The 18,737-nt window shown below is 74.9% G+C and carries 19 protein-coding genes; 12 read left to right on the top strand and 7 right to left on the bottom strand.

Annotation, left to right across the window (positions count from 1 at the left end; genetic code table 11):
• Window positions 1-61: 61 nt before the first annotated feature.
• Complete coding sequence (locus tag ACQP12_RS08910) at window positions 62-484, top strand: hypothetical protein (RefSeq protein ID WP_262284383.1); 423 nt, start codon at window positions 62-64, stop codon at window positions 482-484.
• 48 nt (window positions 485-532) lie between these two features.
• Here ACQP12_RS08910 and ACQP12_RS08915 read toward each other — a convergent pair whose 3' ends face one another.
• On the bottom strand, window positions 533-2,752 hold the full coding sequence (locus tag ACQP12_RS08915; RefSeq protein WP_433289190.1) for a HelD family protein: 2,220 nt from the start codon (window positions 2,750-2,752) through the stop codon (window positions 533-535).
• A gap of 283 nt (window positions 2,753-3,035) precedes the next feature.
• Window positions 3,036-4,157: a LolA family protein gene (locus ACQP12_RS08920; RefSeq protein ID WP_433286525.1), complete on the bottom strand. Its 1,122-nt coding sequence runs from the start codon at window positions 4,155-4,157 to the stop codon at window positions 3,036-3,038.
• A 97-nt stretch (window positions 4,158-4,254) separates the two neighbouring features.
• On the opposite strand from ACQP12_RS08920, the gene ACQP12_RS08925 reads away from it, so the two are divergent.
• Window positions 4,255-4,911, top strand: coding sequence for a response regulator transcription factor (locus tag ACQP12_RS08925; protein WP_357942474.1), 657 nt, complete (start codon window positions 4,255-4,257; stop codon window positions 4,909-4,911).
• Entirely contained in the window at window positions 4,908-6,359 is a 1,452-nt protein-coding gene (locus ACQP12_RS08930; protein ID WP_357942476.1) for a sensor histidine kinase, read from the top strand. Before ACQP12_RS08925 ends, ACQP12_RS08930 begins: the two co-directional genes overlap by 4 nt.
• A 7-nt stretch (window positions 6,360-6,366) precedes the next feature.
• Here the strand turns inward: ACQP12_RS08930 and ACQP12_RS08935 are convergent, their stop codons facing one another.
• From ACQP12_RS08935 to ACQP12_RS08945, 3 genes are all read right to left on the bottom strand, one after another.
• Window positions 6,367-8,589 carry a hypothetical protein gene (locus ACQP12_RS08935; RefSeq protein ID WP_433286528.1) on the bottom strand — a complete coding sequence of 741 codons (2,223 nt, stop codon included), beginning with the start codon at window positions 8,587-8,589 and terminating at the stop codon, window positions 6,367-6,369.
• A gap of 66 nt (window positions 8,590-8,655) precedes the next feature.
• On the bottom strand, window positions 8,656-10,257 hold the full coding sequence (locus tag ACQP12_RS08940) for a tetratricopeptide repeat protein (protein ID WP_433286530.1): 1,602 nt from the start codon (window positions 10,255-10,257) through the stop codon (window positions 8,656-8,658).
• Window positions 10,258-10,305: 48 nt separating this feature from the next.
• A complete protein-coding gene (locus tag ACQP12_RS08945; RefSeq protein ID WP_151462027.1) occupies window positions 10,306-10,776 on the bottom strand; it encodes a MarR family winged helix-turn-helix transcriptional regulator in 471 nt (156 codons plus the stop codon).
• A gap of 50 nt (window positions 10,777-10,826) precedes the next feature.
• Here ACQP12_RS08945 and ACQP12_RS08950 point away from each other — a divergent pair, with 50 nt between their 5' ends.
• Both ACQP12_RS08950 and ACQP12_RS08955 read left to right on the top strand, forming a co-directional pair.
• The gene (locus tag ACQP12_RS08950) at window positions 10,827-11,348 is read left to right on the top strand and encodes a VOC family protein (protein ID WP_357942482.1); all 522 of its coding nucleotides are present in this window, start codon (window positions 10,827-10,829) and stop codon (window positions 11,346-11,348) included.
• Between the two features lie 24 nt (window positions 11,349-11,372).
• Window positions 11,373-12,281, top strand: coding sequence for a hypothetical protein (locus tag ACQP12_RS08955; RefSeq protein WP_433286533.1), 909 nt, complete (start codon window positions 11,373-11,375; stop codon window positions 12,279-12,281).
• Here ACQP12_RS08955 and ACQP12_RS08960 read toward each other — a convergent pair.
• Together ACQP12_RS08960 and ACQP12_RS08965 are read right to left on the bottom strand one after the other, a co-directional pair.
• Window positions 12,241-12,765: a potassium channel family protein gene (locus ACQP12_RS08960; RefSeq protein WP_357942486.1), complete on the bottom strand. Its 525-nt coding sequence runs from the start codon at window positions 12,763-12,765 to the stop codon at window positions 12,241-12,243. The two genes, ACQP12_RS08955 and ACQP12_RS08960, sit on opposite strands and share 41 nt — an antisense overlap.
• Window positions 12,766-12,874: 109 nt before the next feature.
• Window positions 12,875-13,054, bottom strand: coding sequence for a DUF4236 domain-containing protein (locus ACQP12_RS08965; RefSeq protein ID WP_091311295.1), 180 nt, complete (start codon window positions 13,052-13,054; stop codon window positions 12,875-12,877).
• Between the two features lie 241 nt (window positions 13,055-13,295).
• On the opposite strand from ACQP12_RS08965, the gene ACQP12_RS08970 reads away from it, so the two are divergent.
• From ACQP12_RS08970 to ACQP12_RS09000, 7 genes are all read left to right on the top strand, one after another.
• A complete protein-coding gene (locus ACQP12_RS08970; RefSeq protein WP_349881247.1) occupies window positions 13,296-13,373 on the top strand; it encodes a putative leader peptide in 78 nt (25 codons plus the stop codon).
• A gap of 141 nt (window positions 13,374-13,514) precedes the next feature.
• Window positions 13,515-14,549, top strand: coding sequence for an ABC transporter substrate-binding protein (locus ACQP12_RS08975; RefSeq protein ID WP_433286535.1), 1,035 nt, complete (start codon window positions 13,515-13,517; stop codon window positions 14,547-14,549).
• Window positions 14,546-15,364, top strand: coding sequence for an ABC transporter ATP-binding protein (locus ACQP12_RS08980; protein ID WP_433286537.1), 819 nt, complete (start codon window positions 14,546-14,548; stop codon window positions 15,362-15,364). Before ACQP12_RS08975 ends, ACQP12_RS08980 begins: the two co-directional genes overlap by 4 nt.
• On the top strand, window positions 15,357-16,220 hold the full coding sequence (locus ACQP12_RS08985; RefSeq protein WP_433286539.1) for an ABC transporter permease: 864 nt from the start codon (window positions 15,357-15,359) through the stop codon (window positions 16,218-16,220). Before ACQP12_RS08980 ends, ACQP12_RS08985 begins: the two co-directional genes overlap by 8 nt.
• Before the next feature lie 11 nt (window positions 16,221-16,231).
• Complete coding sequence (locus tag ACQP12_RS08990; protein ID WP_433286541.1) at window positions 16,232-17,566, top strand: LLM class flavin-dependent oxidoreductase; 1,335 nt, start codon at window positions 16,232-16,234, stop codon at window positions 17,564-17,566.
• Entirely contained in the window at window positions 17,563-18,126 is a 564-nt protein-coding gene (locus ACQP12_RS08995) for a flavin reductase family protein (protein ID WP_357942497.1), read from the top strand. Before ACQP12_RS08990 ends, ACQP12_RS08995 begins: the two co-directional genes overlap by 4 nt.
• Window positions 18,123-18,734, top strand: coding sequence for a malonic semialdehyde reductase (locus tag ACQP12_RS09000; protein ID WP_433286543.1), 612 nt, complete (start codon window positions 18,123-18,125; stop codon window positions 18,732-18,734). Before ACQP12_RS08995 ends, ACQP12_RS09000 begins: the two co-directional genes overlap by 4 nt.
• Window positions 18,735-18,737 lie beyond the last annotated feature (3 nt).

The following is an 18,737-nucleotide window of genomic DNA, read 5'->3' on the forward strand; positions in this document are numbered from 1 at the left end:
TTTCAGCCGCCGGCCGACGGGCACGCAACGAGGATCCCGAGAAACCTGCGAGGTGGTTCACGTGCGTGAGGACGACATGCGGCAGCAGGCCGCCCGGCGGGCCGAGGAGCGGATCGCCGGCGGTGTCTACGGCGAGGGCGCGCTGGACGAGGTCACCGTGCCGCAGACCGACGTGCTCCGGGTCATCCAGGAGGAGGATCCCGACGACCCGGCGCACGCCCCGGTAGACCCGAACGTGTTGCGCGACGGCGGCCCCACCCGGGGCCAGGGCGCGGTCACCACGACCGGCGGCACCGCCGGTCCGGCCAGCGTCCGCCGGGTGGCCCGGCAACCGGAGCAGCACCGGGGCAGGGTGGCGCCGACCACCACGGGCGACGCCACCACCGGCGGCCTGAGCACCCCGGCCGGCGGCTCCACCAGCGACGCCTCGTCGTCCGGCAGCCAGGTCGGCAACTTCACCAACGACCAGGCCAACCCAGGCTGACGCCGGGCAGGCGAACGGAGGGGGCGGCTTGGGCCGCCCCCTCCGTCGTCAGGAGGTGCGGAGGATGCCGAGGCGCTGGGTCGCGCGGGTGAGGGCGACGTAGAGGTCGCTGTGGCCGCGCGGGGACTCGGCGACGATCCGGTCCGGGTCCACCACCAGCACCGAGTCGAACTCCAGGCCCTTGGCCTGCTCGGTGGTGAGCACCACCACCCGGTTCGCCAGCTCCGGCTGCTCGCCGACGGTCGCCTCCGGCAACGCGGCGACGACCGCCGCCCCCAGCTCGGCCACCCGGCCGGCGGGCACGATCACCCCGAGCCGGCCGTCGGCCAGCCCGGCCGCCTCCCGCGCGGTCGCCTCCACCAGCTCCGCGGTGAGCCGGTCCGCCGGGACCGCGCGGTCCCACGGCGGCACGCCGGTGGCGCGTACGGAGCGGGGTGGGCGCAGCGCCGGGTCGATCTCGGCCAGCACCTCGGCGGCGACCGCCATGATCTCGGCCGGGGTGCGGTAGCTGACGGTCAGCTCCTCCAGCCGCCACCGGTCCGCCACGTACGGCGCCAGCGCCTCCTGCCACGACGGCGTGCCGGCGAGCGCGCCGGTCTGCGCCACGTCCCCCACGATGGTCATCGACCGGCTCGGGCACCGGCGCATCAGCAGCCGCCAGGCCATCGGCGACAGCTCCTGCGCCTCGTCGACGATCACGTGCCCGAAGGCCCAGGTGCGGTCGGCGGCGGCACGCTGCGCGGTGGTGAGCCGGTCGGCCTCCTCCTGCCGCTCGGAGAGCCGGCCCGCGTCGATGAGGTCGGTGACGCCGAGGATCTCGCCGCCGTCCGCCTCGTCCTCGACGTCGATCGAACGGGAACCCCGCCAGATCTCCAGCACGCCCTCGGCGTACTCGCGTTCCAGGGCGCGGATCCGCTCCCGGCGGGCCGCGGCGGCGCGTTCGTCCTCGCCGAGCAGCTCGGCCGCCTCGTCCAGCAGCGGCACGTCGGCCGGCGTCCAGCCGCCCGGCTCCCGGTGCAGCGCGGCCCGCTCCTCGCCGGTCAGCATCGGCGCGGCGGCGGCGATCCGCTCCGGCGAGGCGAACAGGTCGGCGAGCAGCCGCTGCGGGGTGAGCACCGGCCACAGCTCGTCCAGCGCCGCCCGGATCTCCGGCTCGTCGCGCAGCTCACGGCGAATCTCCGCCCGGTCGGCCTCGGAGAGCAGGTTCTCCCCGCCGAGCGGGTCGGCGCCGATCCGCTCGGCCACCTGGTCGGCGAGCGCGTGCACGATCTCGATGTCGAACAGCGCCCGGGCCAGGTTGTGCGGGCGGCCGGTGCGGCGGACCCGCTCCCGCGCCTGGCGGACGGTCTCCGGGTCGAGCGTGAGGACCTCCCGCTGGGGCAGTTCGATCTCCAGCGGCTCGTCCGGCACCCACTGCCGGTCCCGCACGGCGTTGGCCAGCACCTCGGCCAGCACGGCACGGCCCTTCAGCGCCGCGGTCGTCGCCGGCTCGGTGCGCCGGGCGTGCACGCCGGGGAAGAGGTCGGCCTGGGTACGCAGCAGCACGCCCGTCTCGGCCAGCGCCGGCAGGACCTGGGAGATGTAGCGCAGGAAGGTGGGGTTGGGCCCGACCAGCAGCACGCCCCGGGTGGAGAGCTGCTGCCGGTGGGTGTAGAGCAGGTACGCGGCCCGGTGCAGCGCCACCGCGGTCTTGCCGGTGCCCGGCCCGCCCTGCACCACCATGACGCCGGGCAGGTCGGCCCGGATGATCCGGTCCTGCTCGACCTGGATGGTCTCCACGATGTCGCGCATCCGCCCGGTACGCCCGGCGTTCAGCGCGGCGAGCAGCGACGCCTCGCCCGTCACCTCCTCGTGGGCGGTGGGGGAGGCGGCGGCGATGTCCAGCACCTCGTCGTTGAGCCCGGTGACCTTCCGCTCCCGCGTACGCAGGTGCCGGCGCCGGCGCACGCCCTGCGGACTGGCGGCGGTGGCCAGGTAGAAGGCGCGGGCGGCCGGGGCGCGCCAGTCGATCAGCAGCGGGTCGTAGTCGCCGGAGGCGTCGAAGATGCCGATCCGGCCGATGTAGCGGCACGAGTCGTCGTCGCCGTCGAGGCGGCCGAAGCAGAGGCCGGCCTCCACCGCGGAGAACTGCTCGACCTGCTCGGCGTACATCCGCACGGTGTGGTCGCGCTGCGACCGGGCCTGCTGGGTGCCGCCGGTGGTGCGCAGCTCCTCGGTGAGCCGCCGGGCGGCCTGGTCCCGCATGCCGTCCAGCCGGTCGTAGAGCATCGAGACGTACTTCTGCTCGCTACCGATCTCGTCGTCCTGGTGCAGCTCACCCGACACGTCGGAGTGCGTTGACAAGCCGGCTCCTCATCGCCTAGAATTGCGGCAGGAATGGCTTTCGGAGCCATTCCTTTTTGTGTTTGAACTGAGAAAGATACCGCGCGGCAGCCTGCCGGACCAAGCCCCGCCGGCCGTCCGCGACCACGTCACACCACCGGCTGGCACACGAGAGCGGGGCCCGGCCGGCAAGCGCCGACCGGACCCCGACAGGCCCGCTTGCGGGATCTCAGCCCTTCGCCGCCTCGTACAGCCGCTCCGGTCGTACGAGGCCGGCCACCACCCGGCCGTCGTCGGTGAGCAGCACGCTGAACAGCTTGCCGGAGAGCAGCCGGCCGCTGCCCCAGTCGCCGCTGACCCGCTGCAGCCCGCCGAGCACCTTCGCCACCATGTCGGCGTCCGGCCCCGGCTTCGCGCCGGGCTCAGCGCCGGGCTTCGCGCCGGGCGCGCCGGCCACGTCGAGCTTCGCCACCAGCACGGTGGTCCAGCCGGTCCCGACGGTACGCACGTCCGGCCCGTCCTCGCCCTGCTCCGGGCGCTGCCGGCTGGCCGGCCCGCGCTCGTCGCCCGCCGGCGCCTCCTTGACCGTCACGCCGGGCGGCGGGTTGAACCGGAACTGGTCGGCGTCCGGGGTACGGAAGTCGACCTGGGTGAACGCCACCTCGAACGCCGGCTCGTCCACCCCGTCGGCGAGCACCTCGAAGCGCAGCGGCACGTGCTCCTTCGCGTCCAGCGCGATCCGCACCTGGTGCACCAACGAGTCCCGGTCGCGCGGGGTCAGCACCAGCTCGTACACGCTGCGCCCGGCGACGGTGGCGGAGCGGCCGACGGTGACCGCGGTGCTCGGGTCGATCGCCTCGAGGGCCCGGTCGGCGGCGTCGGCCGGCGTGGCCGGGGCGGATTCGACGTCCTTCGCGTCCGCCGGCAGCTTCCGGTGCGACGCGCTGTTGGCCCGGCTGTCCCAGGTCCAGACGTCGCGCCCGTCGCGCAGCACGTCCCGCTCACCCAGCGTGTCGACGAGGGCGAGCCGCTGCCGCTCCGGGCCGGCGTACCAGACGCGCAGCGTGTGGGTGCCGCTGACCAGGCTGGCCAGCTCGTTCCCGGCGGCCTGCCCGATCAGCCCGGCGATCGGCGGCAGCCCCAGGTCGGCCCGCTGCACGACGGTGCCGGAGAGCCCGTCGAGGCGGGACGTCCGCAGGTCCTCCAGGAGCTGGGCGGCGGTACGCGGCGGCAGCGCCGGGTCGGCCCCGGCGGCGAACGTGCCGACGGCGGCGCCGCCCCCGATCACGGCGACCCCCGCGGTCACCGGGACCAGCCAGCGGAGCACGGCGCGGTTCTTCAGTACGGACATGGTGTGCACCTCCTGACGGTAGATGCTGCACCAGGGTCGCTGTGAGAGCGCTGAGGAGATTCCCTAGGGGGTGTCACCGGATGGCACCCTTGACCCCGTGCGTGTGCTGGTGGTGGAGGACGAGACGCGGCTCGCCGCGTCGCTGCGGCGGGGTCTGCAGGCCGAGGGGTTCGTGGTGGACGTCGAGTCCACCGGCCCCGGCGGGCTGGACGCCGCCCGGCACGGCGACTACGACGCGATGATCCTCGACGTGATGCTTCCCGGCCTCTCCGGCTACGAGGTGGTGCGCCGGCTGCGCGCCGAGGAGCGCTGGCTGCCGGTGCTGATGCTCTCGGCCAAGGACGGCGAGTACGACCAGGCCGACGGTCTGGACTGCGGGGCCGACGACTACCTCACCAAGCCCTTCTCGTACGTGGTGCTGCTGGCCCGACTGCGGGCGCTGCTGCGCCGCGGCGCGCCGGAGCGCCCGGCCGTGCTCGCGGTCGGCGACCTGCGGTTGGACCCGGCGCGGCGGCGGGTGACCCGGTCCGACGCCGAGGTGGCCCTGACCGCCCGCGAGTACGCCCTGCTCGCCTACCTGATGCGCCGCCCCGGCGAGGTGGTCTCCAAGACCGAGCTGCTGGACCACGTCTGGGACGCCGCGGTGGAGACCGCCCCGAACGCGGTCGAGGTCTACGTCGGCTACCTGCGCCGCAAGATCGGCCGGGACCGGCTGGAGACGGTCCGCGGCGCTGGCTACCGGCTGGCCACATGAGGCGCCGGCTCAGCGCGTTCCTGCCGGACCTCGGGCTGCGGTCCCGGCTGCTCGCGCTCGGGGTGCTCGGGCTGGTCCTCGGGTTCGCGCTCGGCGGGGCGCTGCTGCTCGGCGCGCTCGGCTGGACGTTGCAGCGGTCCGTCGACGCCGAGGCGCTGCGCACTGCGGACGCCGTCGCGCTGCTGGCCGCCGAGGACGCGCTGCCCGATCCGCTGCCGGTGGCCGGCGGCCAGCTCCGCGTCCAGGTGGTCGACGGTCAGGGCCGGATCCGGGCCGCCTCCATCGACGCCGACCGGCTGGTGCCGATGCTCGGCGCCGACCAGCTGCGTGCCGGGGAGCGCCAGCGGCTGGTGGTGGACGGGCGGCGGGTCGGCCTGACCGGCCCGGTCCGGGTGGTGACCGTGCCGGCGGGCACCCCGGACGAGCCGCTCACCGTGCTGGTGGCCAAGTCGATGTCCGACGTCCGGCACAGCCTGCACGTGGTCCGGAACCTGCTGCTGGTCGGCTTCCCGCTGCTGGTGGCCGGGCTGGCCGTGGTGGCCTGGCGGGTGGTGGGGGCGACCCTGCGCCCGGTGGAGGCGCTGCGCAGCGGGGCCGCCGAGATCACCGGCCGCGCCGGGGCGGAGCGGCTGCCCGTGCCGGCCGGGCGGGACGAGATCCAGCGGCTGGCGGTGACCCTCAACGACATGCTGGACCGGCTGGCCGCGTCCCGGGACCGGCAGCGGGCGTTCGTCGCCGACGCCGCGCACGAGCTGCGCAGCCCCGTGACGAACATGCGCACCGAGCTGGAGGTGGCCCGGCGGCTGGGCGACGGGACCGACTGGCCGGGGGTGGCGGAGAACCTGCTCGCCGACACCGAGCGGCTCAGCCGGCTCGTCGACGACCTGCTGCTGCTGGCCCGCCTCGACGAGCAGGCCGCCCGGCCGGACCGTCCCGCGCCGCGAACGGTCGGCCCGGTGGAGCTGGGCGAGCTGCTGCGCGGGGTGGCCGAGCGCTACCCGTCCCCGCCCCTGCGCCACACGCCGCCGCCCGGCCCGCTCTGGACCGAGGGGGACCCGGGGGAGCTGCGCCGGGTGCTGGTCAACCTGGTGGAGAACGCGCTGCGGCACGCGCACGGCGAGGTGCGGCTCGCGGTCACCGGCCCGCACGCCGACCCGCTGGTGCCCCGGCAGCGGGGCGGCTCGGCGTACCACCTGGTCACGGTGACCGACGACGGGCCGGGCATCCCTGCGGCGGACCGGGAGCGGGTCTTCGCCCGCTTCACCCGGCTGGACGACGCCCGGGCGCGCGACGCCGGCGGCGCCGGCCTGGGCCTGGCCATCGTGCGGGAGCTGGTCCGCCGGGCCGGCGGCGCCGTCGAGCTGGCCGACGCCGCGCCGGAGACGGGTGCGCCAGGGCTGCGGGTGACGGTGCGCCTGCCGGCGCTGGCCGACCCCGAGGTGGACTGAACCGGCGTCAGCCGATCCGGTCGGCGAGCGCGCGCACGGCGGTCTGGTACGCCGTCCGGGTGTGGTACGGCCAGTGCCGTTCCAGCGGCGGCGGCACGGTGTCCGCCGGGTCGATCGCCAGGTTGACCGGGTCGCGGAGCCGGATGTCGACGGATCCGGACGACGGGCCGCCACACGCCGCCGGCCCGTCTTTCGGCTGGGTGAAGACGGGCCCACCGACGGGATCCGTGTCCCGCCACAGGTTCCGCCACCGCCAGTCGAGCCGGTCGCCCAGGTCGCACAGCGTCCCGGGGCCGAGGTAGGCGGGGTAGAGGCGGGTGTAGAGCCGGCTCAGGGGGCACCCGTGGGTCAGCAGCGCCACATGGCGCAGGGCGTCCGGCGGCAGTTGCAGGATCGTGGCCGCGGCCAGGACCGAGCCGTGGCTGTGTCCCGAGATGACCACCTTGCCGCGGGCGGCGAGCGCGGACACCCGCCGGGCGAGTTCGGGCACGGCCCGGGCCGCGTAGCAGGGCGGCGCGAAGGGGTGGACGGTGCGGGGCCAGAAGTCGCCCAGGTCCCACAGCGCGGCCACGGTGCGGCGCGTCTGCGCCGACCGGTACGAACGGAAGGCGAGGATCATGAGGCCGATGACGAGCAGGCTGATGAGCCAGACGCCGCCGTCGGTGACGTACGCGGTCAGCAGGGTGGTCTCCGCCGGGTCCCGGGTGAGCCGGGCGACCAGCTGGGTGGGCCCGACCCCGATCAGGTCGAACGCGATGGTGGCCAGCCCCAGCGAGGACATCACGAAGAACGTGACGAGGATCGGGCCCAGCTCGTCGGTCACGTGGGAGCGGGCGATGGCCTCCCGGACGACGTCGCGCCGGGACACCGCCCCGGGCGCGGCGTCCGGGTAGTCCCGCTCGACGATCCGGGCGGCGCGCCGCCGCCTCCGCCGCCGGCTGATCACCAGCGTGAGCCAGGCGGCGCCGGTGGTGATCAGCAGGGCGGCCAGGCCGGCCAGCGCGGCCCACCAGTAGGCGACCGGCGGGTCCAGGGGAGCGACGCCCGGCGGGTCCGGCCAGATCGGGCCGGGCAGGGAGCCACGGTCGAGGAAGTCGGCGACCCGGAAGACCAGGGTGGCGGCGAAGGCGCCGGCGATCGTCACCGAGGCCGCCGCCACGACGGGCATGCCGAGCCCGCCGAGGACGGTCCGGCTCCCGGTCGCCCGGGGCGTCATCGTGACGAGGGCCAGCACCACCAGCAGGACGCCCTGCGCCCCGAGCAGGGCGCCGACGGCGCCCTCGTAGCCGGGCAGTTGCCCGGGTGGCGACCGGACGTCGCGCGACAGGGCGGCGTAGCCGAGGCTCAGCGCGCTCAGCCCGAGGGTGGCCGTCGACAGCGGGCGCAGCACACGGCGGACCCCTCGCCGGGTGGCCGGGACGGGCAGGCAGAGCAGCACCGTCGCGCACCCGATCAGGCCGGCGGCGGCGACGAACAGCACCAGCCCGGCGACACCGTCCGGCGCGGAGATCCCGGCGAGCAGGCTGGCGTCCAGCGTGCCGGCACCGATCGCCACGTGGATCTGGCGCAGCCAGGCGGGCGTCCGCTCGTCGTCCCAGAATCCCGGTACGTCGAGGCGGTCGGGCGCGCGGGCGGCCTCCAGATGCGGCTGGGGCGGGCGGAATCCCTCGAGTGCCCGCGTCGACCGTGCGCCGATGCCCCAGACGACGCGCAACGCGACCAGCGGGACGACGGCCAGCAGGGCCAGCCGGGGGCCGGTCGGCAGGTGACCCAGCCAGGACAGGTAGGGGCGGTTCGCGCGGCACCCGTCGTAGGGCACGCACTGCCAGCCGACCAGGTCCAGCGTCACGCCGACGACGGAGAGCACGAAGGCAGCGGTCAGCGTCCCGGCGAGCAGGCGGCACAGCACCCGGAACAGGCGGGACCGGCCGGTGGCGGCCGGGCGCAGCCGGACCGCCAGGTTGCTCAGCATGAACGGCAGCAGCAACAGCATGGACGCGGTCCGCACCGCGGCCCCGGCCGTCAGCGCACCCCACCGGTACGCCTCGACGGCGATCCCGGGGGTGGCCCCGCCCGCCGCCCCGGCCCCCGGCCGCGGCCGGTAGAAGCCCGCGTGGCCGTCCCCGGCGACCCGGTCCACGATCGGATGGTCGAGGATCTTCTCCGCGGTCCCGCCGGACACGCCGTGCACTCTCAACTCGACGGCTTCGCCCTCCGGTGCTGTGCCCACGCCGCCAGGGTCACAGACCGGGGGCGGGCCCACCGCCGTTACGGCGCAAACGGCGGCAGCCGGCGGTCAGCGGCGTCGTTTCGTGCAGACCGGGCCGGTCCGGGCGACCGTGTCGGTGGACCAGGCCACCGCGACCGTGAAGCAGTAGTCGGTGGTGCGGTCGAGGCCGTAGGCGATGTAGTCGACCGAGCCGGCCGGCAGGGTCAGGAAGGTCCGCTGCGGCTGCCCGGAACGGCCCCCGGCGACCACGACCGGGCCCTCGGCCCCGGCCGGGTAGGTCCAGCTCAGCACGATGCTGTCCCGCCGGTCGGTCAGGGTGAGCCGCCCGGGCGGGGTGCCGGGGGAGGCGGCCGGGGCGGCGCTCGACGGGCCGGCGGTGGGACCGGCCGAGGAGGCACTTCCGGTCGGCGCGGGGCCCGGCGTGTCCCGCCGGTCGTCCACCCGGGACACCCCGGCGATGACGGCGATGACGCCGAGCAGCAGCGCGACCACCACCCCGGCCACCACGAGCGGCAGCCACGGCGTGGTCCGGCGCTCGGCGGCCGGGGGCCGGGGCACGTGCACCGGCAGGTAGCGCGACGGCGCCTCGGGTCCGGCGCCCGGCACCGCGCGTACGCCCGCCGGGTCGGAGTCGGTCAGCCCCACCACGGTCGGCGGCAGGGCGCTCTCCCCGGGCCGCCAGGGCTCCTCGGCCGGCTCGTCGGGCGGCCACGGGTAGTCCGCGAACGCCTCGTCGTCGGCCTCGAGCGGGGTGCGGGGTGTCGGCACGTGCGCCGCCTCGGCGCGGTCGGGCGGGCGGTAGAGCGGCGTCTCGACCGGGTCGTCGAGCGTCGGCGGCTGGTAGGGCGGCAGGTCGGGTGGCCCCTCGGTGGGCGGCGGGACCGCGCCCTGGCGCCGGCCGGCGCCGTCCGGGTCGGCCGGCCGACGGGCGGCCGGCACCACCGGGGTCTCGCGGGCCGGGGGCTCGGCCACGGCGCAGACGTGGTCCGGGTCGGCGGCGGCCCGGACCAGCCCGGCGACCTGGGCAGCCAGCGGGTCGTCGGCGGCCAGGTGCTCCCGGCACAGCTCCTCGGCGAGCGTGAGGTGCTCGTGGGACTCGGCGTAGTCGCCGCAGTCGCGTTCCATGGCGCCGAGCTTGGCCAGCATCTTGATGCCGCTGGGGTGGCCGTCGCCGTAGACCTCGCGGTGCAGCTCCCAGGCGTCCTGCAGCCGGTCGCGGGCCACGTCGCACTGGCCGCGGGCATATTCCACGGTGGCCAGGTCGGCGTGCGCGGCCAGCACCCGCTGCGATTCGGGCCCGTCGCGGGCGGTCAGCTCGATGATGACGTCGGAGTAGAGCCGGGCGGCGCGGGCGTCGCTGCCGACCCGGTGCAGCACGGCGGCCAGGGTCGCGGCGGCGGTGACCGTGCGCTCGTCGGAGCGCCCGAACAGCCGGGTGGCCGCCGCGTACGCGAACGCGGCCCAGCCGCGCGCGGAGTGCGGCTCGCCGAGGGCCACGAGCACCCGGGCCTGGAGGCCGGCGGCCTCGGCCAGCTCGGCGGAGGCGTTGGCGGGACGGGGGTCGGCGTCGCTCAGCGCGTCGGCGAGCAGTTGCTGGGCACCGGTGAGATCGCCTTCGGACACCAGGTGGTGCGCCTGGACAGTCAGGTCAGCGAAGCCGGAGGACACGCCCCATCGTGCTCATCCGACGACGGTAAGTACAACCCCCGCTGTGGATCAGTTTGGTCGCGATCCGGTCAGGTGGTCGGCGAGGGTCTCGCTGATCCGCCGGAGCTGGTCCACCTGGGCCGGGCTGAGCGCGTCGAACAGGTGCCGGCGTACCCCGGCGACGTGGCCGGGCGCGGCGGCGGCCAGGGTGGCGAAGCCGGCGTCGGTGAGGACGGCGAGCTGGCCGCGCCGGTCGGTGGCGCACTCCTCCCGGCGGATCCACCCGGCGGCCTCCAGCCGGGCGGCGGCGTGCGAGAGGCGGCTGCGGGAGGAGCCGGTGGCGTCGGCCAGGTCGCTCATCCGCAGCCGCCGGTCGGGGGCCTCGGAGAGCCGGACCAGGATCTCGTAGTACGCGTGCGGCATCCCGGCGTCGCGTTGCAGCTCGCGGTCGAGGGTGTCCATCAGCGCGCGGGAGGCGGTGAGGAACGCGCGCCAGGTCCGCTGCTCGTCGGGGTCCAGCCACCGGGTCATGACGGCCATCATAGCGCCGATTGTTGAACGCTCAACAAAAGCGCGCTACCGTCGGTGTCATGGGAATCCACCGCCTCAACCACGCCGTCCTCTACGTCCGTGACCTCGACCGCAGCGTCGCCTTCTACCGCGACGTGCTCGGCTTCCGCCCGGTGCCGATGACGCCGGACGGCTTCCGCGGCGCCGCGTTCCTGCAGGCGCCCGACTCCACCAACGACCACGACCTCGGCCTGTTCGAGATCGGCGCCGCCGCCGGGGCCTCCCCGGCCGGCCGGTCCACCGTCGGCCTCTACCACCTCGCCTGGGAGCTGGACACCCTGGACGAGCTGGCCGCCACCGCCGAGCGGCTGGCCGCCGCCGACGCCCTGGTGGGCGCCTCGGACCACGGGACCACCAAGAGCCTCTACGGCCGCGACCCCGACGGGCTGGAGTTCGAGATCGTCTGGATCGTCCCCGCCGCCCTGCTCGACGACGCGGCCCTCGCCGCCCGCAAGCGGATCGGCCGGCTCGACCTCGACCGCGAGCGGCAGCGCTACGGCGGCCAGACCCGCGGCGGCGTGGGCATCTCCGTTCCCGTCTGACCGCCCATGCGGTAGAACGGCAGCATGTCGACCGACGCCGTCCTGCGCGAGCTGCTCGTCCGGCAACTCGACCACTGGTTGCCCGCCGCGCTGCACCGTTCGCGCCGGGCCACCCTGGCCCTCGCGTACGCCGGAAGCGACGTCGGTGGCGCCGAGGCCGCGCTGCGGGTGGTGGCCGAGTTCGCCGACCGGCTGCGCGGCCGGCGGCTGACCGTGCTCGTGCTCGCCGACGGCGGCGCGGACCTGCCGGCCCGGCTGGGCGCGGCCGAGGCCTCCCTGCCGGCGGACGTCGCCGTGCACGTGGTGCCGGGCCGGCCGGACCGCCTCCCGGTGGCGCTCAAGGCGGCCGGCGCGGCGGGCGCCCCGCTGTTCACCGTGGTCGACGGCGGCGAGCCCGAGCCGGCCCTGCTGGCCGCCGCCGCGTCCGGCCGCCCGGCCGAGGTGCTGCTGGTCACGGCGCCCGGCCGGTCGCTGCGCCCGGCGCTGACCGGAGCCGGCTTCCCGCTGGTCACCGAGGTCGAGCTGGTGCCGGTCGACGGCGGGCCGGCCCGGCTGTTCGGCTACGCGACCGGCTCCGACCGCGGCCTGGAGGCGGTCAAGGACGCCCTCTGGGCGGTCGACGAGTACGCGGGGGTGCGCTACCGCGACCCGGCCGACCCGGCGGGGCGGCTGCTCGACATCAGCCTCGACCCCGAACCCGGCCCGCTGCGCCGTGAACTGCTTGCCGAACTCGCCCGCTCCGGCCCGCGTACGGTGACCGAGCTGCGCCGCTTCGCCGCCACCTCGACGGTCTACCGGGCCGCCGACGCCAACCGGGCGCTCGCCTCGCTGCTCGCCGCCGGCGCGGTGACCCGCGACCCCGAGCACGGCCGGCTCGGCGGGGACGTGCTGATCAGCGCCGGGTCGGGCGCGGCCGCTGGGTCATCTGCTTGACCACGATGGACGCCCCGGTGGCGATCACCCCGATGCTGAACACCATCTGCGCGCAGACCACCACCCGGGCGATCTGCCCCTCGGCGTTGACGTCGCCGTAGCCGACGGTGGTGAGCGTGGCGAGCGCGAAGTAGAGCGCGTCGATCCGGGTGCGTAGGCCGGCGAACTCGCCCGGTCGGCTGTTCGCCACGACGTAGTCGGCCAGGGCGAAGACCAGCAGCCCGGCGATCAGCGCGACGGCGAGCCGGATCAGCGCCCGGGTCTCCGCGTCGCCGGTCGGCTGGGTGGCGGCGAGCTGGCGGCGTACCTGGCCGGTGACCAGGAACGCGACCACGAGCACCAGGATCAGGGTGCCGGCCGAGCGCAGGGCCAGCCGCGGGCCGTTCGGGTCCGGCTCGACGGGGACCACGAAATAGGCGAGCAGCAGCAGCGCGACTGCCGCCGCGGCCCGCCGCCGCTCCCGCCGGAAGGACTGGTCCGCCACTCCGTGATTCTCCGCCGCGGCGCGGTTCCCGTCGGTCGAACGGGGAAGCCCGCCCAAACGTCGAGCGGGGTGCCGGTGAACCACCGGCACCCCGCTCGACGTCGGGACGTCACGCCCGGGACTTGTCCTGCTTCCAGGAGAGCGGTCCCGGCAGGTCCACGCGGTGGGCGCGGGTGTTGGAGTTCCACGACCACCGGCCGATCTTGATGCTCCAGGACGAGAAGCCGTTCTCGGTGAAGTGGAGGATCACCGGACCGTACTTCTTGCGCTTGCGGAACTGGATGCCCATGGGGTCCTCCTTCGTCTCCCTGCGTCTGCGGGATCGAACATGCCCGAACCGGCGGTTCGCGAAACCCGCTCCGATCCGGTCTGGACGGTGCCCGCCCCACGGGTCACAATCTCTATCCAACGGGTAGGTGTTAAGGGGCGGTAAATGCTGGTAGTGACGGGTCGTAACAATGCCAGCGATACAAGTCTCACTCTATGGAAGGCCATTGACCGGCGCGGAGATCGGTCGGCAGCATGAGGTCATGTCGCAGCGGGACGAGCTTCTCCTCACCGCTCGCGTGCACGTCGACCTGGTCCGGCACGCGAGCGCGCTCTGTTGAGCTGACCGCTCTCGGTCGTCGCATCTCCTCCGCTCGTCCGCTCCCGTCGCCGGCGCATCGTGGCCCGGCCGGCAGCGGCGTGCTCACGCGCCCCTCGCGGGCCCTCGCCACCGCATCGTGGACAGATCAGGAGACCTCTCCATGCCCTCGACCCGTCAGTCGCCGCGGCGTGCCCTCGCCGCCGCCGTCACCCTGCTCGCCCTCACCGCCGCCGCGGGCTGCGGCACCGACGCCGCCGCGGGCGGCCGGCAGACCAAGGAACTGCGCTACCAGGGTTCGGTCGGCCAGGTGACCCTCCCCGAACTCGCCGCCGACCTCGGCTACCTCGGCGACGTCAAGCTCAACTGGATCGGCAACGTCACCGGCGGCCCCGCCGACATCCAGGCCACCGCCACCGGCCAGACCGATTTCGGCGGCGCCTTCAACGGCGCCATCGTCAAGCTCCGGGCCGCCAACGCCCCGATCACCGCCGTGGTCGCCTACTACGGCTCCGACGCGCAGACCTTCCAGGGCTACTACGTCCTCGAGGACAGCCCGATCCGCGGCCCCCGGGACCTCATCGGGAAGAAGGTCGGCATGAACACCCTCGGCGCCCACGCCGAGGCGGTGCTCAAGACCTGGCTGGTCAAGGGCGGCCTCACCCCGGCCGAGATCGCCAAGGTCGAACTGGTCGCGCTGCCCCCGGTCAACATCGAACAGTCGCTGCGGCAGCGGCAGATCGACGTCGCGGTGCTCGGCGGCGTGATCCGGGACAAGGCCGTCGCCGCCGGCGGCATCCGCACCGTCTTCACCGACTACGAGCTGCTCGGCGCGTTCAGCGGCGGCAGCTACGTCTTCCGGGACGACTTCATCAGGCGCAACCCGGAGACCGTCCGGGCGTTCGTCACCGGTGTGGGCAGAGCCATCGAGTGGGCCCGCACCCAGCCCCGGGAGACCGTCATCGCCCGGCTGGAGTCCATCATCGCCAAGCGGGGCCGCAACGAGGACCCGTCGCTCGTGCGGTACTGGAAGTCCAGCGGGGTGGCCGGCAAGGGCGGCCTCATCAGCGACCGGGAGTTCACCACCTGGATCGACTGGCTGGCCGGCTCCGGTGAGCTCAAGGGCGACCGGCCGAAGCCCGCCGACCTCTACACCAACAGGTTCAACGACGTCGCCACCACCGGCGGTGGCGCGTGAGCACCGACAAGATCCTCTTCGACCGCGTGACGAAGGTCTTCCCGGGCCGGCGGGGCAGCGGCGGCGCGGTCACCGCGCTCGACGAGCTGACCCTCGGGGTACGCCCCGGCGAGTTCCTGGTCGTCGTCGGTCCCAGCGGCTGCGGCAAGTCCACCCTGCTCGACCTGCTCGGCGGGCTCTCCACGCCGACCGGCGGGCAGGTGCTGGTGGACGGCCGCCCGGTCACCGGGCCCGGCCTCGACCGGGGCATCGTCTTCCAGCAGTACGCGCTGCTGCCCTGGCGCACCGCCGCCGGCAACGTCGCGTTCGGACTGGAGGCCAAGGGCGTGCCGCGCGCGGAGCGCGCCGACCTCATCGCGCACCACCTCGACCTGGTCGGGCTCACCGGGTTCGCCGACCGCTACCCGCACGAGCTGTCCGGCGGCATGAAGCAGCGGGTGGCCATCGCCCGCAGCCTCGCGTACAACCCCGACGTGCTGCTCATGGACGAGCCGTTCGCCGCGCTGGACGCGCAGACCCGCGACTCGCTCCAGGACGAGCTGGTCCGCATCTGGCAGGCCACCGGCAAGACCATCGTGTTCATCACCCACGGCATCGACGAGGCCGTCCACCTGGGCCAGCGGATCGCCGTGATGACCTCCCGCCCGGGGCGGATCAAGGAGGTCATCGAGATCGAGTTGGGCGACCGGGAGGCCGAGGAGGACGTCCGCTCCTCCGACGCCTTCCGGCACCACCGGCACCAGATCTGGACGCTGCTGCGCGACGAGGTGCGGGCCGCCCAGTCCGCCGTACGAGAGGAGGCCCGCGTTGGTTGACATCGCCGAACGCCCCGCCCGCCCGGCGGCCCGGCCCGCCGTGTCCCCGTCGGCGGCTCCCGCCGCCGCGCCCGCCCTGCCGGGACGGCTGCTCGGCCTCGGCGGCCGGGCCCTGCACCGCAGCGTCGCCCTGCTGGCCCTGGCCGCGATCTGGGAGACCACACCCCGCGCCGGTCTGGTCGACCGGGTCTTCCTGCCGCCGCTGTCCGAGGTGCTCACCGCCTGGTGGACGCTGCTGCGTAATGGGCAGCTCGCCGACCACGTCGGCGCCAGCCTGACCCGCTCGCTCACCGGGCTGGCCCTGGCCGTGGCCGCCGCCATCCCGCTCGGCCTGCTGATCGGCTGGTACCGGCCCCTCGCCGACCTGCTCAGCCCGCTGCTGGAGGTGTTCCGCAACACCGCCGCGCTGGCACTGCTGCCGGTCTTCGTGCTCATCCTCGGCCTGGGCGAGACCTCCAAGATCGCCCTGGTGGTCTACGCCTGCTCCTGGCCGATCCTGCTGAACACCATCGCCGGGGTGAAGGGGGTGGACCCGCTGCTGGTCCGCTCGGCCCGCTCGATGGGGCTCAACCACCTGCGGCTGTTCCAGAAGGTGATCCTGCCGGCGGCCGTGCCGACGATCTTCACCGGCGTCCGCCTCGCCGGGGCGTACTCGATCCTCGTGCTGGTCGCCGCCGAGATGGTGGGCGCCAAGGCGGGGCTCGGCTACCTCATCAACTACGCCCAGTACAACTTCGCGATCCCCGACATGTACGCCGGCATCATCACGATCTCCGCCATCGGCCTGGTCGTCAACCAGCTCCTCGTCGCCGGGCAACGCCGTTTCTCCACCTGGCGCGTCGACGTCACCGCCTGAGAGGAAACCCCATGTCCCGAACCCTGCACCTCAACGCGTTCCTGATGGGTGTCGGCCACCATGAGGCGGCCTGGCGGCACCCGCGTACCGACCCGCGCCGGGTCGCCGACGTAACGCACTTCCAGGAGCTGGCCCGGATCGCCGAGCGGGGCACGCTCGACTCGGTGTTCCTGGCCGACGGGCTCGCCGTCGGTCCGGCCGTCCGGCACAACATCCAGGCCGTCTTCGAGCCGCTCACCCTGCTCGCCGCGCTGGCCACGGCCACCGAGCACATCGGCCTCATCGCGACCGCCTCCACCACGTACAACGAGCCGTTCAACCTGGCCCGCAAGTTCGCCTCGCTGGACCATCTGAGCGGCGGCCGGGCCGGCTGGAACATCGTCACCTCCGCGCAGGCCCGGGAGGCCCGCAACTTCAACCTGGACGACCACCCGGCGCACGCCGAGCGGTACCAGCGGGCCGCCGAGTTCGTCGACGTGGCGATCAAGCTCTGGGACAGCTGGGAGGACGATGCGCTGGTCCTCGACACCGCGGCCGGCGTCTTCGCCGACACCGACCGGGTGCACGAGATCGCGCACGAGGGCGAGCGGTTCCGGGTGCACGGGCCGCTGAACACGCCGCGCCCGCCGCAGGGCCGGCCGCTGCTCGTGCAGGCCGGCTCGTCCGCCGACGGCATCGCGTTCGCCGCCCGCTACGCCGAGGCCGTCTTCACCGCCCAGCAGACCCTCGCCGACGGCCAGGCGTTCTACGCCGAGCTCCGCCGCGCGACCACCGCCGCCGGCCGGGACCCCGACGGCGTCAAGGTGCTGCCCGGCATCGCGCCCGTGATCGGGGGTACGGAGTCCGAGGCCCGTGCCCTCGCCGACGAGCTGGAGGCGCTCATCGTGCCCGAGCACGCCCTCGCCCAGCTCTCCGGCATGACCGGTCTCGATCTCACCGGGCTGCCGCTGGACGGGCCGCTGCCCGACCTGCCCGACGTCAGCGCCGTGCAGTCGCACCAGAGCCGCTACCAGCTCGTGGTCGACCTGGCCCGCCGGGAGAAGCTCACCATCCGGCAGCTCATCGGCCGGCTCGGTGGCGGTCGCGGGCATCGGGTCGTCGCCGGCACCCCGGAGCAGATCGCCGACCAGATCGAGCTCTGGTTCACCCAGGGCGCCGCCGACGGCTTCAACGTCATGCCACCCCTGCTGCCCCACGGACTGGAGGCCTTCGTGGACCACGTCGTTCCGCTGCTGCGCCGGCGCGGCCTGTTCCGGCTCGAGTACACCGGCCGCACCCTGCGCGAGCACTACGGGCTGCCCCGCCCGGCGAGCACCTACGCCGGCCGAGAGCTGGTGACGGCGTGACCACCGTGGACCGGCCCGGGGCCGGCACCGTCGAGCTGCGGCCGGTCGACTCCGACACGTTCCGCGGCCTGCTGCGCCGGCAGGCGTCCACGGTCACCGTGGTCACCACCCCCGGCCTGCACACCGGCCGCCGCCTGCCGCCGCTGCCACCGGCCGGCTTCACGGCCACCTCGTTCACCTCCGTGTCGCTGGACCCGCCGCTGGTCTCGTTCTGCCTCGGCCGCGAGTCGTCGAGCTGGCCGACCGTGGCCCACGCCGAGCACGTGGCCGTGCACCTGCTCGCCTCCGGCCAGCAGGAGGTCGCGAAGATCTTCGCCACCAGCGGGATCGACCGGTTCGCCGCCCACCCCGGCTGGGCGGCCGGGCCGTTCGGGGTGCCGCTCATCGGCGACGCCCTGGCCGTGCTGCTCTGCCGGGTGGTCCGCCGGATCGAGGCCGGTGACCACACCCTCGTGCTCGCCGAGCCCCTCGCGCTCGGCGCGGGCGAGGACGGCGACCCGCTCGTGCACCACCGCGGCGGCTACACCACCACCCTCGGCGCCTGGCCGGAGACGTGGTGAGCGCACCGGCCACCGACCTGCTCGCGCTCGACCGGGCCGCCCAGGACCTGCTGTTCCGCGCGGCCCGCACGGCCAACGCGTTCACCGACGAACCGGTCGACGAGGAGCAGGTGCGGGCCGTCCACGACCTGGTCCGCAACGGCCCGACGGCGATGAACGCCCAGCCGCTGCGGGTGGTGCTGCTGCGCTCGGCGGCGGCCCGGGCCCGGCTGCTGCCGTACCTCAGCTCCGGCAACCGCGACAAGACCGCGGGCGCGCCGCTGACCGCGGTGCTCGCCGCCGACGTCGAGTGGCACGACCGGCTGCCCGAGCTGTTCCCGCACCGGCCCGGCGCGCGGGACTGGTTCACCGGCGACCCGGCCGGCCGGGAGGCGCAGGCGCGGTTCAACGCCGCGCTCCAGATCGGCTACCTGCTCATCGGGGTACGGGCCGCCGGGCTGGCCGCCGGCCCGATGGCCGGGTTCGACACCTTCGGGGTCGAGCGGGAGTTCTTCCCGGACGGCCGGCACCGGGTGCTGCTGCTCATGAACATCGGCCGGCCGGCGCCGGAGACCTGGCGGGCGCGGCTGCCGCGGCTCGACTACGCCGAGGTGGTCAGCACGCTCTGAGGC

This window comes from Micromonospora sp. CA-244673, assembly GCF_050948395.1.
Classification (GTDB): domain Bacteria; phylum Actinomycetota; class Actinomycetes; order Mycobacteriales; family Micromonosporaceae; genus Micromonospora.